Annotated in this window: 15 protein-coding genes; 6 read left to right on the forward strand and 9 right to left on the reverse strand. The window is 62.7% G+C overall.

Annotated elements, in window-relative coordinates; translation table 11 throughout:
* The first annotated feature begins 106 nt into the window (after positions 1-106).
* Both HU715_RS16200 and HU715_RS16205 read left to right on the forward strand, forming a co-directional pair.
* The gene (locus tag HU715_RS16200; protein WP_181289424.1) at positions 107-427 is read left to right on the forward strand and encodes a hypothetical protein; all 321 of its coding nucleotides are present in this window, start codon (positions 107-109) and stop codon (positions 425-427) included.
* A gap of 103 nt (positions 428-530) precedes the next feature.
* Positions 531-1,292, forward strand: a complete 762-nt coding sequence (locus tag HU715_RS16205; RefSeq protein ID WP_186706562.1) for a YdcF family protein — start codon at positions 531-533, stop codon at positions 1,290-1,292.
* 142 nt (positions 1,293-1,434) lie between these two features.
* Here the strand turns inward: HU715_RS16205 and lnt are convergent, their stop codons facing one another.
* The 5 genes from lnt to miaB all read right to left on the reverse strand — a co-directional run bounded on the left by lnt (position 1,435) and on the right by miaB (position 6,873).
* The gene (gene lnt, locus HU715_RS16210; RefSeq protein WP_186706561.1) at positions 1,435-2,958 is read right to left on the reverse strand and encodes an apolipoprotein N-acyltransferase; all 1,524 of its coding nucleotides are present in this window, start codon (positions 2,956-2,958) and stop codon (positions 1,435-1,437) included.
* Positions 2,959-2,985: 27 nt separating this feature from the next.
* On the reverse strand, positions 2,986-3,825 hold the full coding sequence (locus HU715_RS16215) for a CorC family transporter (RefSeq protein WP_186706560.1): 840 nt from the start codon (positions 3,823-3,825) through the stop codon (positions 2,986-2,988).
* Between the two features lie 40 nt (positions 3,826-3,865).
* Positions 3,866-4,324 carry an rRNA maturation RNase YbeY gene (gene ybeY, locus HU715_RS16220; protein WP_186706559.1) on the reverse strand — a complete coding sequence of 153 codons (459 nt, stop codon included), beginning with the start codon at positions 4,322-4,324 and terminating at the stop codon, positions 3,866-3,868.
* Positions 4,317-5,327 carry a PhoH family protein gene (locus HU715_RS16225; protein ID WP_186706558.1) on the reverse strand — a complete coding sequence of 337 codons (1,011 nt, stop codon included), beginning with the start codon at positions 5,325-5,327 and terminating at the stop codon, positions 4,317-4,319. The genes ybeY and HU715_RS16225 overlap by 8 nt, the downstream gene beginning before the upstream one ends.
* A gap of 217 nt (positions 5,328-5,544) precedes the next feature.
* Positions 5,545-6,873 (reverse strand): tRNA (N6-isopentenyl adenosine(37)-C2)-methylthiotransferase MiaB, encoded by a 1,329-nt coding sequence (miaB, locus tag HU715_RS16230; RefSeq protein ID WP_186706557.1) that lies wholly within the window; start codon positions 6,871-6,873, stop codon positions 5,545-5,547.
* Between the two features lie 133 nt (positions 6,874-7,006).
* Here miaB and HU715_RS16235 point away from each other — a divergent pair, with 133 nt between their 5' ends.
* Positions 7,007-7,336 carry a DUF1820 family protein gene (locus HU715_RS16235; RefSeq protein ID WP_003185742.1) on the forward strand — a complete coding sequence of 110 codons (330 nt, stop codon included), beginning with the start codon at positions 7,007-7,009 and terminating at the stop codon, positions 7,334-7,336.
* Positions 7,337-7,524: 188 nt separating this feature from the next.
* Here HU715_RS16235 and HU715_RS16240 read toward each other — a convergent pair whose 3' ends face one another.
* From HU715_RS16240 to HU715_RS16255, 4 genes are all read right to left on the reverse strand, one after another.
* Positions 7,525-8,079 carry a tetratricopeptide repeat protein gene (locus HU715_RS16240; protein ID WP_186706556.1) on the reverse strand — a complete coding sequence of 185 codons (555 nt, stop codon included), beginning with the start codon at positions 8,077-8,079 and terminating at the stop codon, positions 7,525-7,527.
* Positions 8,080-8,296: 217 nt separating this feature from the next.
* A complete protein-coding gene (hemL, locus tag HU715_RS16245) occupies positions 8,297-9,580 on the reverse strand; it encodes a glutamate-1-semialdehyde 2,1-aminomutase (RefSeq protein WP_186706555.1) in 1,284 nt (427 codons plus the stop codon).
* Positions 9,581-9,608: 28 nt separating this feature from the next.
* Positions 9,609-10,235: a thiamine phosphate synthase gene (thiE, locus tag HU715_RS16250; protein WP_186706554.1), complete on the reverse strand. Its 627-nt coding sequence runs from the start codon at positions 10,233-10,235 to the stop codon at positions 9,609-9,611.
* 17 nt (positions 10,236-10,252) lie between these two features.
* Positions 10,253-11,050, reverse strand: a complete 798-nt coding sequence (locus HU715_RS16255; RefSeq protein ID WP_186706553.1) for a hydroxymethylpyrimidine/phosphomethylpyrimidine kinase — start codon at positions 11,048-11,050, stop codon at positions 10,253-10,255.
* A 420-nt stretch (positions 11,051-11,470) separates the two neighbouring features.
* Here HU715_RS16255 and HU715_RS16260 point away from each other — a divergent pair, with 420 nt between their 5' ends.
* From HU715_RS16260 to amn, 3 genes are all read left to right on the forward strand, one after another.
* On the forward strand, positions 11,471-13,855 hold the full coding sequence (locus HU715_RS16260; RefSeq protein WP_186706552.1) for a hybrid sensor histidine kinase/response regulator: 2,385 nt from the start codon (positions 11,471-11,473) through the stop codon (positions 13,853-13,855).
* A gap of 70 nt (positions 13,856-13,925) precedes the next feature.
* Complete coding sequence (locus tag HU715_RS16265) at positions 13,926-15,575, forward strand: acyl-CoA dehydrogenase family protein (protein WP_186706551.1); 1,650 nt, start codon at positions 13,926-13,928, stop codon at positions 15,573-15,575.
* Positions 15,576-15,889: 314 nt separating this feature from the next.
* Positions 15,890-17,389 carry an AMP nucleosidase gene (gene amn / locus HU715_RS16270; RefSeq protein ID WP_186706611.1) on the forward strand — a complete coding sequence of 500 codons (1,500 nt, stop codon included), beginning with the start codon at positions 15,890-15,892 and terminating at the stop codon, positions 17,387-17,389.
* Positions 17,390-17,472 lie beyond the last annotated feature (83 nt).

Genomic DNA, 17,472 nt, shown 5'->3' on the forward strand with positions numbered 1-17,472 from the left:
GGCGATGACCCGTGTTCAGGGCCGTTGGTCGCGGCGCCCTGCCGGTTTGCCCAGCGAAGCTAAGCTTCTCAATGGGGAGTGAGTCTTATCTTCAATGAGGTGAGGGATGGTTGAATCACAACGAAAAGTCGCTACACCTGAGTTGTATGAAAAATTGATCGATCGTCTCGGGGTGGCCCTGGACGCTGCAAGAACCGCCGGTCGCTTGCGTGATGAGCGTCCGGCAGAGCTGGAACTGCGTGGCTTGAGCCCCGCAGAGTTCGAACTGGTCAAGGCCTACCTTGAGCAGGTCGGGCACCAGGCCCCTGCTATTGGGGCCCAGGCAAACAAGCGTCTCGATGCGCCCCGTTCGGCCAAAGTCGTGTGGCTCAAGGACCGGACGCCTGACAAGGATGCTGTAAAGGTCCGGTCACTGCAGTTCAAGTAACGCCGGATTCACGCGTGTCGCTTTTTTTGATTCAAGGTTTTTTCGAATCTGTTGTCGCTTTGCGTCAACCCACCTAGGCTTCGGGCATCTATGGAGATGCCCGATGCCGTTTCGCTATTTCATCAAACAACTTTTATTGCCACCCGGCATTCTTTTGCTGCTGTTGGCGCTTGCCTGGTGGTGGCGCCATTCACGACCGCGCCTGGCCCGCCTGTGTTTCGTCGTGGGCTTGGGCGGCTTCTGGCTGATGAGCCTGCCGGTGGTGGTGCAGTGGAGCGCCAAGGCCTTGGAGCGTGATCCACCGCTACTGCGCAGTGACTGGGCGAGCCTGGCCCAGCGTGCCGACGCCATCGTGGTGCTGGGCTCCGGTCGCGAGCGCGGTGACCCGGCCTGGGGGGCCGACCAGCCCACCGGTGTGGGTCTTGAGCGCCAGCGTTATGCGGCGCGGCTGGCCAAGGCTTCGGGCTTGCCCGTGCTGACAACCGGGGGCTTGCACTACGGCACCCCGCCCAGCGAGGCCAGGCTGATGGCTGACTCGATGCGCGATGATTTCGGCGTGACCGTGCGCTGGCAGGAAGAGCGCAGCCGCACGACCTGGGAAAACGCCCAGATGAGCGCCGAAATCCTGCTGCCCGCCGGCATCAAGCGAGTGGTGGTGGTCACCCAGGCCTGGCACATGCCGCGGGCGGCCTGGAGTTTCGAACGCTCGGGATTTGAAGTGGTGCCGGCACCTGTGGGTTTCCTGGGCCAGGACAACGCCCGGCCACTGGGTGGCTGGATGCCGGAGTTCAAGGCGATCTGGCAGTCGGGGCAACTGATGAACGAGGCGGTGGGGCTGGTGGGGTATTGGTTGTTTTATCGCTGAATAATTGAAATGAACGCTATTGTGGCGAGGGAGCTTGCTCCCGCTGGGTCGCGAAGCGGCCCCAAAAAAAGGGCCTGCTGCGCAGGCCAGCGGGAGCAAGCTCCCTCGCCACAGGGTTTTTCATTCACATGGGGGGAACGAGTCAAACCGTCCTGGCCATCCGGCTCGCCATCAGCGCCCAGCCCAGCAACAACACACACAAAACGATCAGCGGCCACGAGCGCCATTGCAGGTACGGGGTCAAGCCGTGCATCGGCACTACTTCGCCATACAGGATGCCGCGCTCGAATTGCGGGATCTGTGCGGTGATCTGGCCGAAGGGGTTGATCAGGCCGGTCACGCCGTTGTTGGTGGCGCGGATCATCCAGCGGCCGGCCTCCAGGGCGCGCATCTGGGCCATTTGCAGGTGTTGCAACGGGCCGATCGAGGTGCCGAACCAGGTGTCGTTGCTGATGGTCAGCAGCAGGTCGCTGCGCGCCGACAGGCTGGCGGCAAACTCCGGGTAGACCACTTCATAGCAGATGAACGGCGCGATCTGGTAACCCTTGGCTTGCAGCAACGGCTGGTCGGCCGGGCCCCGGGCGAAGTCCGACATGGGCAGGTCGAAGAAGGCGATCAGGCCGCGCAGGAGGTCCTGCAGGGGCACGTATTCGCCGAACGGCACGAGCTTTTGCTTCAAATAAGTACCGTCACCTTCGCCGGTCACGGTGATGCCGTTGTAGTAACGCTTTTCGTGGCGCACCAGTTGCCGGATCGGCACGCCGGTGATCAACGCCGACTGCCGTTCGGCGGCGAAGTTGCCCATCATGTCCAGGTAGCCCTGGGCGGACTCCTTGAGCACCGGCACCGCGGTTTCCGGCCAGATCAGCAGGTCGACGCGCTTGGAGGCGAAGCTCATGTCGCGGTACAGCGCCAGCTGCGCATTGAGCTGGTCGGGGTCCCATTTCATGCTTTGTTCGATGTTGCCCTGGATCGCCGCGACACTCAGCGGGTTGCCCGAGGGGCTGGTCCAGGCGTGGCCCTTGAGCGCCATGCCGGCCACCCATGGGCCGATCAGCAGCAACACGCCCGCGGCAATAAAGCCTTTGCGGGCGCCGCGGAGCAACCGGGGCGCGTTGTACAGCAGCGCGGCGGTCAGGGCGAGGGTGAAGGAGATCAGCCACATCCCGCCCAATGGCGCGAGGCCGGCCAGGGGGCCGTCGAGCTGGCTATAGCCGGAATACAGCCACGGGAACCCGGTGAGAAACCAGCCACGAAACGCTTCCTGGCCCAGCCACAGCGCGGCGAATGCCAGGGCATCGGCCAGTGGCGCCTCGTTGCGGCGCAACCAGCGCGCCCACAACCAGGCGGGCAGGGCGAAGAACCAGGCGATGGCGGCGATGAACAGCAGCATCAAGAACCCGGCGAGCAGCACCGAGGCGCCACCGAAGTTGTGGATGCTGACGTAGATCCAACTGGTGCCGGCGCCAAACAAACCGAAACCGAAACACCAGCCACGGCCCAAGGCCTGGCGCGGCGAAAGCTCGCGCAGCCCGGCGTAGAACAAACCGACCGCCAGCAATGCCAGCGGCCAGATATCGAACGGCGCCAAGGCCAGGGTGGTGATCGCACCGGCCGCCACGGCCAGCAAGTTACCGGGCCAGCCGGGGCGGGTTGTCCAGCGCATGTGTGTCCTTAGCGGGTCTCGCAGGGGTTATCGGCCAATGGGTGACAGGCGCAGCAAGTGAATCCGACGGCTGTCGGCATTCAGGATGCGGAAGCGCCAGGAGCCGATTTCCGTGGTTTCGTTGCGCTTGGGCAGGTGCCCGAAAGCACTCATCACCAGGCCGCCGACGGTGTCGAACTCATCGTCGGAGAACTGGCTGTCGAAGAATTCGTTGAAGTTCTCGATCGGCGTCAGGGCCTTGATCAGGAAGTCGCCGCTGGGCAGTGGCTTGATGTAGCTGTCTTCCTCGACGTCGTGCTCGTCCTCGATGTCGCCAACGATCTGCTCGAGCACGTCTTCGATGGTGACCAGGCCGGCCACGCCGCCATATTCGTCGATGACGATGGCCATGTGGTTGTGGTTGGCGCGGAATTCACGCAGCAGCACGTTCAGGCGCTTGGACTCGGGCACGAAGGTGGCCGGGCGCAGCAGGTCCTTGATGTTGAAGCTGTCGCCGTTCTCCTGGAGGATCAGCGGCAGCAGGTCCTTGGCCAGCAGCACGCCCATGACATCGTCATGGCTCTCGCCGACGACTGGGTAGCGCGAGTGAGCGGAGTCGACCACGGCGGGCAGGAATTCACGCGGGGTCTGGGTCGCCTTGATGCTGACCATCTGCGAGCGCGGGACCATGATGTCCCGCACTTGCAGGTCAGCGACCTGGATGGCGCCTTCGACGATGGCCAGCGCTTCGCTGTCCAGCAGTTTGTTCTGGTGTGCATCGCGCAGCAGCTCCAGCAGCTCCTGGCGGTTTTTCGGCTCATGGGCAAAAGCCTGGGTGAGCTTGCCCAGCCATGACTTCTGCCCGTTGGTCGATCGATCTTCGCTCATAGCGATTACTCTGAATCCTTTGTCGTTACAGGTTGATGTATCAGTGTTCGTCGCCGGCGTAGGGGTCGGGATGACCCAGCTCTGCAAGCAACGTTCGTTCCAGCGCTTCCATTTCTTCGGCTTCGTCATCTTCTATATGGTCGTAACCCAATAGATGCAAGCAGCCGTGAATCACCAGATGGGCCCAATGGGCCTCGGATGTCTTGTCTTGTTCCGCCGCTTCACGTTCCACCACCGGGACGCAGATCACCAGATCGCCCAGCAGCGGGATGTCGAGCAATTCGTCGGGAACATCGGCGGGGAACGACAGCACGTTGGTGGCGTAGTCTTTCTGCCGCCAGGTGTGGTTCAGCTCGCGGCCTTCGGGCTCGTCCACCAGGCGGATCGTCAGCTCGGAATCGGCGCTGCGCTGGCGCAGGGCCAGTTCGCACCATTGGCGGAACTGGGCTTCGCTGGGGGCGGCGTGTTCACAGGCCACTTGCAGGTCGAGTTCAAGCATTGCGGCCATTGCCTTTGCTTTCGGCCAACTCTTCCTCGGCGCGATGCTCGAAACGCTCGTAGGCTTCGACAATGCGCTGCACCAACGGGTGGCGCACGACGTCCTTGGGCATGAAATGCGTGAAGCTGATGCCCGGCACGTCCTTGAGCACCTGGATCACATGGTTCAGGCCGGACTTGGTGCCCCGGGGCAGGTCGACCTGGGTGATGTCCCCGGTGATGACGGCGGTGGAGCCGAAGCCGATCCGGGTCAGGAACATTTTCATCTGCTCGACCGTGGTGTTCTGGCTTTCGTCGAGGATGATGAAGCTGTTGTTCAAGGTTCGGCCACGCATGTAGGCCAGTGGCGCGACCTCGATGACCTGGCGCTCGATCAGCTTGGCGACGTATTCAAAGCCGAGCATTTCATACAGCGCGTCATAGAGCGGGCGCAGGTACGGGTCGATCTTCTGTGCCAGGTCGCCGGGCAGGAAGCCGAGTTTTTCACCCGCTTCGACCGCCGGTCGCACCAACAGGATACGCCGCACCTGTTCGCGTTCCAGCGCATCGACGGCGCAGGCCACGGCCAGGTAGGTCTTGCCGGTACCGGCCGGGCCGATGCCGAAGTTGATGTCGTTGCCGAGGATTTCCTTCACGTAGCGCTGCTGATTCAAGCCGCGCGGGCGAATCATGCCTTTTTTCGTGCGCAGGGCCACGGCAGGTTCCGACGGGGCGGGGTTGTCGAGTTCTTCGACAGCCGACTCCTGGAGGAACAGGTGGACCGTATCCGGCGACAGCTCGCTCCCCTTGGTTTCCCGGTAGAGACGGCGCAGCAGGTTTTCCGCGGAGGTGGTGTGCTTGGGTTCGCCGATCAGTTCGAACTGGTTTCCGCGGTTGCGGATCTCGATGGCCAGGCGCTGTTCGATCAAGCGCAGATGCTCGTCGAATTGCCCGCACAGATTGGCGAAGCGGCGAGCCTCAAAGGGCTCGAGAATAAAGCGATGTGGTTCGATGGGTGCGTTCAAGGTCGTTTTTAGCCGCCCAGGGGCAATTAGGGTGAAATCAAGGATAACGCCAGTAGGCTGGGTGCGAAAGCTCTTAAACAGGCGAATCTGGTTCCGGCGACCGGCGCGGTCTTTTGTGGGAGCGGGCTTGCTCGCGAAGGCGGTCTTACATTCAGCGCATGTGTTGTCTGATCTACCGCTTTCGCGAGCAAGCCCGCTCCCACAGGGGAATAAGTGCTCACTGAATGAGCGAACCCCGCAGCGAGTGCGGTTGCGCGGCGTCGATGTGCACGTCGGCGAACTGGCCGATCAGGGCCGGGGTGTCGCAGCGGAAATTGACGATGCGGTTGTTTTCGGTGCGTCCTTGCAGCTCGCCCGGGTCTTTTTTCGAATAATCGGTCACCAGAATCCGCTGGACGGAACCGACCATCTGTCGGCTGATCTCGAAGCCCTGCTGGTTGAGGCGGTGTTGCAAGGCGTTGAGCCGTTCTTTTTTCAGTTCTTCCGGGGTTTCGTCCGCCAAGTCGGCCGCCGGGGTGCCAGGGCGTTGGCTGTAGACGAAGGAATAGGAAAAGTCGAAGCCCACGTCTTCGATCAGCTTCATGGTTTGCTGGAAATCTTTCTCGGTTTCGCCGGGGAAGCCGACGATAAAGTCCGAGCTGATGCAGATACCTGGCACGGCGGCGCGCAACTTGCGCAGTTTGGATTTGTACTCCAGCGCCGTGTGGTTGCGCTTCATGGCCGCAAGGATCCGGTCAGAGCCCGATTGCACCGGCAGGTGCAGGTGCTTGACCAGTTCGGGAACCTCGGCGTGGGCCTGGATCAGGCTGTCGGAGAACTCCAGCGGATGGGAGGTGGTGTAGCGGATGCGGTCGATGCCGTCCACTGCCGCCACGACGCGGATCAGTTCGGCGAGGTCCGCCAGGCGTCCGTCATGGGTCAGGCCGCGATAGCCGTTGACGTTCTGCCCCAGCAGGGTCACTTCGCGCACGCCGTTTTCCGCCAGGTGGATGATCTCGGCGATCACGTCGTCGAACGGCCGGCTGACTTCTTCGCCGCGGGTATATGGCACCACGCAGAACGTGCAGTACTTGCTGCAGCCTTCCATCACCGACACATAGGCACTGGGGCCATCGATGCGCGGTTCGGGCAGGTGGTCGAATTTTTCGATTTCCGGGAACGAGACGTCCACTTGCGGCAGCTTGGTGCTGCGGGCGGCGTCGATCATCTCCGGCAGGCGGTGCAAGGTCTGCGGGCCGAAGACCACGTCCACGTAGGGCGCGCGATCACGAATGGCCGCGCCTTCCTGGCTGGCCACGCAACCGCCCACGGCGATGACCATCTCCGGGTTGGCCAGCTTCAGTTCACGCCAGCGGCCGAGCTGGGAGTACACCCGGTCCTGGGCACGTTCGCGGATGGAGCAGGTATTGAGCAGGATCACGTCCGCGTCTTCGGCGCGAGCGGTGACTTCCAGGGCCTGGTGTTCGCCCAGCAGATCGACCATGCGCGAGCTGTCGTACTCGTTCATCTGGCAACCGTGGGTTTCGATGTAAAGCTTCTTGGCCATGGACGGGTTCATCACGTGATTCAAAGAACCGCGCATTATAGGGAACAAGTCCCCCGGTTCCTACCGCTGCGCGAACAGTGGCTATGCTATAGTTCGCGCCCTCATTTTTACCCGCCGATGTGTTTCGCCAGCCATGACCAAACGTGAAGCTCCAATCTACAAGGTGATTTTCCTCAACCAGGGCCAGGTGTTCGAAATGTACGCCAAGCAGATCTATCAAAGTGATCTGTGGGGCTTCCTGGAAGTGGAAGAGTTCGTCTTTGGCGAGCGCACGCAAGTGGTCGTCGACCCGAGCGAGGAAAAGCTCAAGGCGCAGTTCGAAGGCGTGGTGCGCAGCTTCGTGCCGATGCACTCGATCGTGCGCATCGACGAAGTCGAACGCCTGGGCACCCCGAAAATCAGCGAAGCCCGCGGCGCGGTCGGCAATGTGATGCCGTTTCCGATGCCGATGCCTGAAAAGTAGTTGCCAGTCAGTTAAGAGAAAAGAAGCCGAGCGCGGCCTTTGTGGCGAGGGGATTTATCCCCGCTGGGGCGCGAAGCGGCCCTAAAACCTGACACCTCGGTATTAGAGATTGATTGAGTTGACTGCTTTGGGGCCGCTTCGCAGCCCAGCGGGGATAAATCCCCTCGCCACAGAAGGCCGTGGTGGATTCAGGGCAACGGCGAAAAAGGCGTACGTCCGTCGGCGTTCTGCAATTCCATCAGGTATTTGCGAAAGATCTGCCCCAGCACCTGGGTCGCCACTTCCAATTCATCGCGAGGCATCTGCTCGGCGACTTCGTCGGCGGTGTCCAGGGCTTCTTCGGCGCCGTTGACCGCGGCCATCTTCAGCACGATATAAGCCTGGACGTTGTTGGCCGGCACGCCTTCGCCATGGAAGAACATGCCACCGAGCTTGAATTGCGCCTGGGCATGGCCTTGCAGCGAGGCTTTTTCGAAGTAGTTGAGGGCTTGCTTGAGGTCGCGCGGTGCAGTCTTGCCTTCGTAGTAGAACTCGCCCAACTCGTATTGCGCTTGTGCATCACCTGCGTCCGCCGCTTTTTGACAGGCGTCGAGTGCCGGTGCGAGATCTTGTGGCTGGGTGTTGAGCGTGCAACGGCCCAGCGCCGGGATCAACAACGAGTTGCCGCCTGCCTGTGCATTCGCCAGCAGCGGCTGAAGGAGCAACAGGCAGCCCAAGGCAAGGGTGCGGCCGGTGCGGTTCATGGGAATCGACTTACCTCTGAGGGGCGCGCGGACCCTCCAGGGGATCCAATAAGCGCGCATTATGAAATAAGCGGGGCCATCCTTACAAAGTCTTTACTCGTTTTTCTGCTGCGAGGGAATGCTAATAGCAGCTTCGGGCATAAATACGTAGGAAAAGGGCGGGGGGTTGTCAGCAATCACTGACGCCGGCGTCAGCCAGCGTCAGTTATCCACAGGCTTACTTCAGTGCCGCGAAGGCCCGTTCGGCCGCGTCGAGGGTAATCTTCAGCTCGGTCTCGCCATGGGCGATGGAGGTGAAGCCGGCTTCGAACGCACTCGGGGCCAGGTACACGCCGCCGTCGAGCATCAGGTGGAAGAAACGCTTGAACCGATCGGCATCGCTGGCCATGACGTCTTCGAAGGTGACGATGTCATCGGCGCCGCTGAAATACAGGCCGAACATGCCGCCGGCCTGGGTGGTCACGAAGGGGATGCCGGCCGCATCGGCGCGGATCTGCAAGCCGTCGAGCAGGCGGGTGGTGTAGTCGGTCAGTTCGGCGTGGAAGCCCGGGCGGCTGATCAGGCGTAGCGTGGTCAGGCCGGCGGCCATGGCCAACGGGTTGCCCGACAGCGTACCCGCCTGGTAAACCGGGCCCAGCGGGGCGATGCACTCCATGATCTTGCGTTTGCCGCCGAAGCAGCCCACCGGCATGCCGCCGCCGATGATCTTGCCAAAGGTGCTCAGGTCCGGCGTGACGCCGTAATGGGCCTGGGCGCCGCCGAGGGCCACGCGAAAGCCAGTCATCACTTCGTCGAAGATCAACACCACGCCATGCTGGTCGCACAGGCTGCGCAGGCCTTCGAGGAAACCCGGCGCCGGTGGTACGCAGTTCATGTTGCCGGCCACCGGCTCGACGATGATGCACGCCACTTCCTGGCCGACTTCGCCGAGCATCTTCTCGACTTCTTCGAGGTCGTTGAACGGCAGGGTCAGGGTGTGCTTGGCGAAGGCTGCGGGTACGCCGGCCGAACTCGGCACGCCTTGGGTCAGTGCGCCGGAGCCGGCCTTGACCAGCAAGCTGTCGGAGTGGCCGTGGTAGCAGCCTTCGAACTTGATGATGCTGTCGCGACCGGTGTAGCCCCGCGCCAGGCGGATTGCGCTCATGGTCGCCTCGGTGCCGGAGCTGACCATGCGCACCATTTCCATCGACGGCACGATCGAGCAGACCAGGTCGGCCATCTCGGTTTCCATCGCGGTCGGGGCGCCGTAGGACAGGCCGTGGACCAATTGCTTGCGCACCGCATCCAGCACGTCCGGATGGCTGTGGCCGAGGATCATCGGGCCCCAGGAGCCGACGTAGTCGACATAGCGCTTGTCGTCTTCGTCAGTGACGTACGCGCCTTCGGCGTGCTTGAAGAACAGCGGGGTGCCGCCGACGCTCTTGAACGCACGAACAGGCGAGTTCACGCCGCCGGGGATGTGTTTCTGGGCATTGGCAAACAGGGTTTCGGAACGGGACATGGTTGGGCTCTCGAAAACGAAAAATGGACTATTTGATCTGCAGCAGCGCGTTGAAGGCGCGGGCACGGCGCGTCACTTCAGCGGTGCTGTCGGCGCCGAACAGGCCGTGGACCACCGCCAGCAGGTCGACCCCGTGGGCCACCAGCGGGGCGGCGTTCTCCAGGGTGATGCCGCCAATGGCGCAGATCGGGATATGCAGTTTGATGTGCGCCTGTTCGAGCAGTTCAAGGTTTGCGCTGGGGGCGCCGGGCTTGGTGTTGGAATTGAAGAAGCGCCCGAACGCGACATAGGTGGCGCCTTCGCTGGCGGCCTGTTCGGCCAATGCCAGGTTGGCGTGGCAGGTGGCGCCGACGATTGCCTTGTGCCCGAGCAATGCCCGTACCGGCGCCAACGGGCCGTCGGTCTGCCCCAGGTGCACGCCGACGCCCAGGCGTGCGGCCAGCTCGGCGTCGTCGTTGATGATCAACTGGGTCTTGTAGCGCTCGCACAGGTTGCGCAGGGCTTCGGCTTCCCGCAGGCGGCGGGCCTCGTCGCTGCTTTTGTCGCGGTATTGCAGCAGGGTCACGCCACCTTCCAGCGCTGCTTCTACATAAGCGAGGAACTTGCCGGCCAGCAATTGGCTATCGGTGATGGCGTAAAGGCCACGTAATTTCATTCCACAGGCCTCCGGTGCTACGAGCAGAAATCCAGCGGCAGGCGACGCGGGACGAACTGGCCTTTGCCCAGTTGTTCGGCATCGCGCAAGGTGCGCCAGGTGTAGTCCAGCGCTGTCTTGACGGCGCTGGCGAGCTGTTCGCCCTGGGCCAGCCGACCGGCGAGGGCGCTGGCCAGGGTGCAGCCGGAACCGTGGTAGCTGCCAGGCAAGCGCTGGCAGGTAAAGGTTTCGCGGCGGCCATCGCGGCTGTACAGGCGATTATGGACTTCATGTTCGTCGCCGTGGCCACCGGTGATCAACAGGTGTTTGACGAAGGGCAGCAGTTTTTCCGCGCACTCGTCGGCGCTGCCGTCGGGCAGTTCGGCGAGGATGCGTGCTTCAGGCAGGTTGGGGGTGGCGATGATCGCCAGGGGCAACAGGCGTTCGCGCATGGCGTAGCCGACCTCATCCTTGCCCAGGCGCCCACCACCGCCGGCGCGCAGCACCGGGTCGCAGACCATCGGCAGGTGCGGGTGCGCCTGGAGCAGTTCGACCACCGTGTCGACCATTTCCAGTGAGCCGAGCATTCCCAGCTTGACTGCTGCCACTTGGGCATCGTTGAGCACGGCATTGGCTTGCGCCAGCACCCACTCACGGTCGAGCACACGGAAATCGCTGACGTTGACGGTGTCTTGCACGGTCAATGCGGTAACGGCCGGGGCGGCGTGACAACCCTGGGCGAGCAGGGCTTCGATATCTGCCTGCAAGCCGGCGCCACCACTGGGATCATGGCCGGAGAGACAGAGGACAACGGGGCGAGAGCTGTAGATATTCATGGTGCGCGAGCTTACCACCAAACCCGTCTGGTCGGCGTGTACCTGTGATGATGGAGGTCATCTGTGGCGAGGGGATTTATCCCCGCTGGGGTGCGAAGCGCCCCCATTCAAACTGGCTGGTATAGCGCGGCGACAATTATTGGGGCTGCTGTGCAGCCCAACGGGGATAAATCCCCTCGCCACAATAGAACTCCGCGCCGACGAAATTGCGACCTGACCAATGCAACAGCTCTATCTCAATGCTTTGCTCTGAAACGCCCGTTCTAGAGCCCTCTGTCGGAAAAATTTCAATGGTGCAAATTGGCCATCAACGGCTATGCTAGAGATGGATCCAACACATAACAGGTAATGCCGGTTTTACGTCTACTCAGGGAATGGGGGGCTTCCTGACTCAACCGGACAGGCCACGCTGGGGCTTAAATGCGCTATTTGCTGATGTTGCTGCTGTGCTTGCCCTCGCTGGCAAGTGCCCTCGAATTCGATGAATTCACCCAAAGCCTGCCCTTGGGCCATGCCCTGCAAGTGTTCGAAGACGCGGCCGGCACGGCCACTATTGACGAGGTCCTGGCCCAATCCGCGGCGGGTGCTTTCAAACCCCACGATAAAACCACGCTGAACGCCGGTTACTCCCGGTCAGCCTTCTGGCTGAAAATCGACCTGCACTATCGCCCCGCCAATCCGGACGCCCAGCGCACCTGGCTGCTGGAGCTGGCGTACCCGCCGCTGGACCACCTCGATTTGTACCTGCCCGACGCGGCGGGAGCCTATCGCCTGGTTCGCCAGACCGGTGACGCGTTGCCATTCGCCAATCGCGAAATCCGCCAGAACAATTACTTGTTCAGCCTGGCGTTCAAGCCCGAGCAGCGGCAGACCGTCTACCTGCGCCTGCAAAGCCAGGGTTCGATCCAGGCGCCGTTGACGCTGTGGTCGAGCACCGCGTACCTCGAGCAACAGCCGGTGCGCCTGTATGTGCTGGGCATCATCTATGGCGTGCTGCTGGGGATGCTGGTGTACAACCTGTTCATCTACCTGAGCGTGCGCGATACCAGCTACCTCTATTACATCTTCTATATTGCCTCGTTCGGCCTGTACCAGTTGTCGGTCAATGGCGCCGCCGTCGAGTACTTCTGGCCGGACAACCCCTGGTGGGCCAACGCCGCGACACCGTTCTTCATCGGTTGCGCGGGGCTGTTCGGCAGCCAGTTTGCCCGCAGCTTCCTGCAAACCGCCCAGCATGGCCGCTGGATGGATCGCTTGCTGCTCGCATTGATCGCCTACAGCGCCGTGGTGGTCGGCCTGTCGCTGATGACCAGCTATGCCCTGGCGCTGCGCCTGGCCACGGCGTTGGCGCTGGTGTTCACGGTGGCTATCTTCGCCGCCGGGCTGTTCGCCTGGTGGCGTGGCCTGCGGGTGGCGCGTTATTTCATCATTGCCTGGTCGGCGTTTCTGCTGGGAGGCATCATCAATACCTTAATGGTGCTGGGTTACCTGCCGAACGTCTTCCTGACCATGTACGCCAGCCAGATCGGCTCGGCCATCGAAGTGGCGCTGTTGTCCCTGGCCCTGGCCGATCGCATCAATGCCATGCGCGAACAGCAGGCCCAGACCCTGTTGGACGCCGGGCAGAAGCTCGAAGTGCTCAACCAGCAACTGGCCCACGGCAACAAGCTCAAGGATGAATTCCTCGCCACCTTGACCCACGAACTGCGCACGCCGATGAATGGCGTAATCGGCTCCCTGGAGTTGATGGAAACCGTCGAGATGGACGAGGAACTGACCCAGTATCAACAGACCGCCGCCGGTTCGGCGCGGGACATGATGCGCATGGTCAACGGCATGCTCACCCTCACCGAGTTGCAGGCCGGCAAGCTCAGGGTCTATCCGGCGCCGTTCAGCCTGCGCGGGGTGGTCGATGCGCTGCAGGTGCAGTTCGGCGCCAATGCCGCGGCCAAGGGCCTGGATTTCAAGGTCGACGTAGCCCCGGGCCTGGCGGACCGCTTGCTCGGCGACAGCGGCAAACTGGCCCAAAGCCTGGAATGCCTGTTGGACAATGCCATCAAGTTCACCCGGGTGGGCGGCCTGGCCCTGCGTGTCAGCGGCCGGCCGACGGAGTTTGGTCGGGTGGTGTTGTCTTTCGCCGTCATCGACACCGGGATCGGTTTTACCGACCTGGGGGAAGCGACCTTGTACCAGCGCTTCTTCCAGCTCGACGGCTCGATGACCCGGGAATACGGCGGTCTCGGCGTTGGCCTGGCGATCTGTCGGCAATTGGTGGAACTGCTGGGCGGACGCCTGACCCACACGTCCGAGCCCGGTCGCGGCAGCCGTTTCCAGCTGGACGTGGAATTTGACGTCGCCCTGCCAGCGGCGGTCCCGACGCCGTTTTCCTTCGGGGCCCGCCAGGGCTCGCGCCAGCCCCAGGATTGCACGGTGCTGCTGGCGGATGACAACAACATCGATCAGTTGGTCATGCGCGGCATGTTGCTCAAGCTGGGTTATCGGGTGCGCACCGCCGACAGCGGCCGCGCCGCGCTGGAGCTGCTGCACGGCGAGCGCTTCGATGCGGTACTGCTCGATTGCCAATTGCCGCCGTTGGACGGTGTGTCGGTTTGCTGCCAGATCCGCGCTTTATCCGGCTGTGAAGAGCTGCCGGTGCTGGTAGTCAGCCCGAACCTGGGCCAGGCGTGCTGCCCGTCGGGCGCGTTGATCGATTACCTGGGCAAACCGGTGAAATTCGAGGCATTGCAGGCGACGCTCCAGCGTCGGGTGCTGTGCCCCAGGCAGGGCGAAAGCGCCGATATTTAGGCGCATATGACACTTTGTTCGGCCTGGAGGCGGTGCTTAACTGAATCCCTGCCGATCGAGGAGCCCTGTCATGAACCTGCATCAGTTCGCTGAAACCCACGACGTCACCAATCAGCCGCCGTCCCTGGATGGCGCCAACCTGTACCGCATCGACCTGCCGCTGCAACAGTGGTCGCAGCGCTTTGGCGCTGGTTGGGCGCAGGCGCGGATCGATGCGTATGGGGCGCTGGCCGGTGGGCCGTTGATGGAAGCAGGCTTCCTCGCCAACCAGAACAAGCCGGTGTTCTCCAGCCATGACCGTTATGGCCATCGCATCGACCTGGTGGAATTCCATCCCGCTTATCACCAGTTGATGCGCACCGCCATTGAACATGGCCTGCCCAGTTTGCCCTGGGCCCAGCCACAGCCGGGTGCGCATGTCGCCCGCGCCTCGATGACCTACCTGCACAGCCAGGCCGAAGCCGGCACCGGTTGCCCGCTGACCATGACGTTTGCCAGCGTGCCGGCGCTGCGCTTGCAGCCGGACCTGGCCGAGCGCTGGGTGCCGAAGGTGCTGGCCACCGAATACGACCCGCGCAACGTCGGCATGGCCCACAAGGCCGGGGTGACCCTGGGCATGGCGATGACCGAAAAACAGGGCGGCACCGATGTACGCGCCAACACCACCAAGGCCTATCCGGTGGGCGCCAGCGGCCCGGGCCAGGCCTATGAACTGGTGGGCCACAAATGGTTCTGTTCGGCGCCGATGTGCGACGCCTTCCTCACCTTGGCCCAGACCGACAAGGGCCTGACCTGTTTCCTGCTGCCGCGCCATCGCCCCGACGACACGCGCAATCAGTTCTACATCCAGCGCTTGAAGAACAAACTGGGCAACTGTTCCAACGCCTCCAGCGAAGTCGAGTTCCGTGGCGCCCTGGCCTGGATGGTCGGTGAGGAGGGCCGAGGCGTGCCGACGATTATCGAGATGGTCGCCATGACCCGCTTCGATTGCATGGTCGGTTCCAGCGCGCTGATGCGCCAGGCGCTGACCCAGGCCAGCCATCACTGCGCGCACCGCAAGGTCGGTGGCAAGCTGTTGAGCGAACAGCCGCTGATGCAAAATGTCCTGGCGGACCTGGCGCTGGAAAGCGAGTCCGCCCTGGCCCTGAGCCTGCGCATGGGCCGGGCGCTGGACCACTTGAACGATGAGCACGAGGCCAAGTTCGCCCGGCTGGTGACGGCGGTGGGCAAGTACTGGATCTGCAAGCGCGCCCCCGCGATGATCAACGAAGCCGCCGAATGCATGGGCGGCGCTGGCTACGTCGAGGACAGCATCCTGCCGCGCCTGTACCGGGAGGCACCGGTCAACTCGACGTGGGAGGGTTCCGGTAATGTGCAGTGCCTCGATGTGTTGCGCGCCTTGTCCAAGGAACCCGGTGTATTGGAGATATTGTTCAATGAGTTGGGCGACGGCCACGGCGACAAGCGCCTGGCCCGCCATATCGACCAATTGCACGCCGCATTCAAGGACACCGACGACATCCAGTACCGCGCCCGACAATTGACCGAAGACATCGCCGTGGGCCTGCAAGCCAAGCTGTTGCTCGAAGCGGGCAATAGCGAAGTCAGCGATGCGTTCATCGCCAGCCGCCTGGGTTCGACCGGCCGGGTGTACGGTGCCTTGCCGAGGGGCTTGAATGTCGAGGCCATCGTCGCCCGCTCGACCCCGCACGGCTTTTAAGAAGACTCAGGTCGGCACAGGCCCCTGTGGGAGCGAGCCTGCTCGCGAAGACGTCGGCCCATTCAGCATGTGTGGTGGCTAATACACCGCTTTCGCGAGCAGGCTCGCTCCCACAGTGGACCTGAGGTGGTACACAGCATCGGAGTACGCCACCGAACCTTGTGGGAGCGGGCTTGCTCGCGAAAGCGTCGGCCCATCCAGCATTTGTAGTGACTGATACACCGCTTTCGCGAGCAGGCTCGCACACAGTGGCCCTGAGTCGTACGCAACATCTAAGTACGCCACTGTTCCCGTCGGGCGGCGATGCAGGCAAGATGAAGACCTGCAAGTCAGAACACAGGAAGCTGATCGTGACCGAAGCGTTTATTGTCGTTCAAACCGCCGAACAAGCCGTGGATCGTCTGGCGGCCCTGCACGAGCGTGCGACCACCGCGCTGAACCAGGCGCTGATGCGGTATCTCAAGGACCGCGTCGAGCCGGATGCCGAGCAGCGTGCATTGTTTCGTTATCCCGCCCTGCGCCTGACCTATCACTGCCACGGTGAAGTCCCGCAAACCACGCGTGCCTATGCCAAGGTCCAGTTGCCCGGCACCTACAGCGTCACCGTCACTCATCCCGCCGCGTTCCGTAAATATCTGCTGGAACAGCTGGTCCCGCTGATGCACGACTTTACCGTCACCGTGGAAGTGGGGGTCAGCGAGCAGAACATTCCGTACCCGTACGTGGTGGAGCAAGGCGACGAACTGGCCGGCTCCGGTGTGACCGCCGCCGTGCTGGCGCGGGTATTCCCCAGCACAGACCTGTCGGCCGCCACCGATGGCATCGCCGACGGCCTCTATGATTGGGAAAACACCGACCCGCTGCCCCTGGCGCTGTTCGACGCCGCGCGGGTGGACTTTTCCCTGCGCCGGCTGGTGCATTACACCGGCAGCGACTGGCGCCATGTGCAGCCGTGGATCCTGCTGACCAACTACCACCGCTACGTCGACCAGTTCATCGTCCATGGCCTGGAGCAACTGCGCAGCGACCCGCGTTTCGTGCGCATGGTCCTGCCGGGTAACGTGATCATCGACAAGAACATGGAGCACAGCGAAGCGTCGGCCATCGCTGCCGGCGTGGTCTGGCACCGCTACCAGATGCCGGCCTATCACTTGCAGGCCAGCGACGGCCATGGCGTGACGCTGGTGAACATCGGTGTCGGCCCGTCCAACGCCAAGAACATCACCGATCACCTGGCCGTGCTGCGCCCGCATTGCTGGCTGATGATCGGCCATTGCGGCGGGCTGCGGCAGTCCCAGACCATCGGCGACTACGTGCTGGCCCACGCCTACATGCGCCGCGACGGGATCCTCGACCGGGTGGTGCCGCCGAATATTCCGATTCCAGCCCTGGCCGAAGTGCAGATGGCGCTTCAGCAGGCCGCGGCGAACATCACTGGCGAGAAGGGCGACGAGCTGAAAAAACGCCTGCGCACCGGCACCGTGCTGACCTACGACGACCGCAACTGGGAATTGCGCTGGGCCCAGGAACGGCCGCTGATCAACCTGTCCCGCGCCGTGGCGGTGGACATGGAAAGCGGCACCATCGCCGCCCAGGGTTATCGCCTGCGGGTGCCCTATGGCACGTTGCTGTGCGTCTCGGACAAACCGTTGCACAGCGAGATCAAATTGCCGGGCTCGGCCAACGCGTTCTATGAGCGAGCGGTCAACCAGCACCTGAAAATCGGCATCGCGGCGTTGGACCTGCTGCGCACCGAACTCAACTCGTTGCACTCACGCAAGCTGCGCAGCTTCGACGAGCCGCCGTTCCGCTGATGTCCTGTTGAAGGGGGATGGTGGTTATTTAACGGTCGGGCCACTAGCATGGTCGGCCCTGACCGTTAGATGTTGTATTTGCC

Source organism: Pseudomonas zanjanensis (assembly GCF_014268745.2).
Lineage (GTDB): Bacteria > Pseudomonadota > Gammaproteobacteria > Pseudomonadales > Pseudomonadaceae > Aquipseudomonas > Aquipseudomonas zanjanensis.